General features: G+C 53.1%; 1 protein-coding gene and 1 pseudogene. One reads left to right on the forward strand and one right to left on the reverse strand.

What is annotated here, in order from left to right; genetic code table 11:
* A pseudogene (locus BBW68_RS16850) lies at positions 1-335 on the forward strand (glycerophosphodiester phosphodiesterase family protein); the annotation flags it as partial.
* Between the two features lie 38 nt (positions 336-373).
* On the opposite strand, the gene yigL reads toward BBW68_RS16850, so the two are convergent.
* Positions 374-1,174 (reverse strand): sugar/pyridoxal phosphate phosphatase YigL, encoded by an 801-nt coding sequence (gene yigL / locus BBW68_RS11875; RefSeq protein WP_070135526.1) that lies wholly within the window; start codon positions 1,172-1,174, stop codon positions 374-376.
* Between the last annotated feature and the right edge of the window lie 213 nt (positions 1,175-1,387).

Here is a 1,387-nt window from a genome sequence, read left to right on the forward strand (position 1 = left end):
GCCAGTCAGCGCATAACAGGTCCAAGAACGGCAAGTGGGTGAACTATAGCTACGACTGGATGTTTAAACCGGGCGCGATGAAGACGATTGCGCAGTATGCCGACGGTATCGGGCCGGATTACCACATGCTGATAACGGACTGATCACAGCGTGGCGACGTGCGCTTCACCGACATGGTCAAGATGGTGGTGCACCCTTACACCGTGCGCGCCGATCAGCTACCGCCGTATGTTAGTGATATCGACTTGCTGTATAACCTGCTGTACCACAAGGCCGGCGTCGACGGGCTGTTTACCGACTTTCCGGATAAAACCGTACATTTTTTAGGACGATGAAACATAGGGGTTAGGCATGCCTGACCCGTTTTAAAAGCTTAAACGTTAAACAGCTCGCGCAGATATTTCGGCACTGCCAGATCGGCATTCGAACCAATCACTTCCAGCTCCGGCAAAATATCCTTCAGGCGCTGATGCGAGTTGCTCATCACGCAGCCCTTACCCGCCATGCTCAGCATCTCTTTATCATTCATACCGTCGCCAAAGGCGATGCACTCCTGCAGCGAATAGCCGAGCGATTTTGATACCGCATCGAGCGCATGCCCTTTCGATACGCCGCCCGCCATCACTTCCAGACAGGTCGGCAACGAGAAGCTGACGTTTATCCGGTCACCCCAGCGCACCATTAGCGCCTGCTCCAGCGGCACCAGCAGCTCTGGGATCGCGCAGGTAAAGAACACCTTGCTGATGCCGTCGGTCTGCAGCTGGCCCGGCTGAAAAATCTGGTAGTTAAAGTCTGATTCGCGGAAGAAATCTACCTCTTCCGAACGATGGCGGTTAAGGAACCACTCCTCATCGCGATAGACGTTGGTGTAGATATCCGGGTTAGCGTGCTGCATGGCAAACAGCTCCCGCGCGATATCTTCATCAAGATTATGGCTGAACACCAGCTCGCTGGCGGTGTTGTGCACGCGCGCGCCGTTTGAGGTAATCATGTCAGCGTCGATGCCGAGGCTGTCGCGCATCTGCGCCACATCGATGTAGTGACGACCGGTGGCGAAGACAAGGTGCACGCCTTTACGCGTCAGCAGCTGTAGCGTTTCGCGCGCGAAGCGAGAAAGGGTGTGATCCGGTGACAGCAGCGTGCCATCCAAGTCTGAAGCAACAATATGGAACATAAAACCTCTGGTTAACATTTCCTGGTGGGGCTTCCCCCTGATGAATCCCCAGAAAACAAGACAGGCATAGTGTAATGTGATCTAATTGATTGCGCTAACAATTTCAAGGAAATCACCGCTATGCCTGCCCGTGTATTATGCCAAAAATTCTTTAAAAGTATACTGGAGCCTCTGCATCTTTACCGCCAGAAATCACTGATTGATGCAACCAGT

The sequence above is a fragment of the Candidatus Erwinia dacicola genome, from assembly GCF_001756855.1.
Classification (GTDB): Bacteria; Pseudomonadota; Gammaproteobacteria; order Enterobacterales; family Enterobacteriaceae; genus Erwinia; species Erwinia dacicola.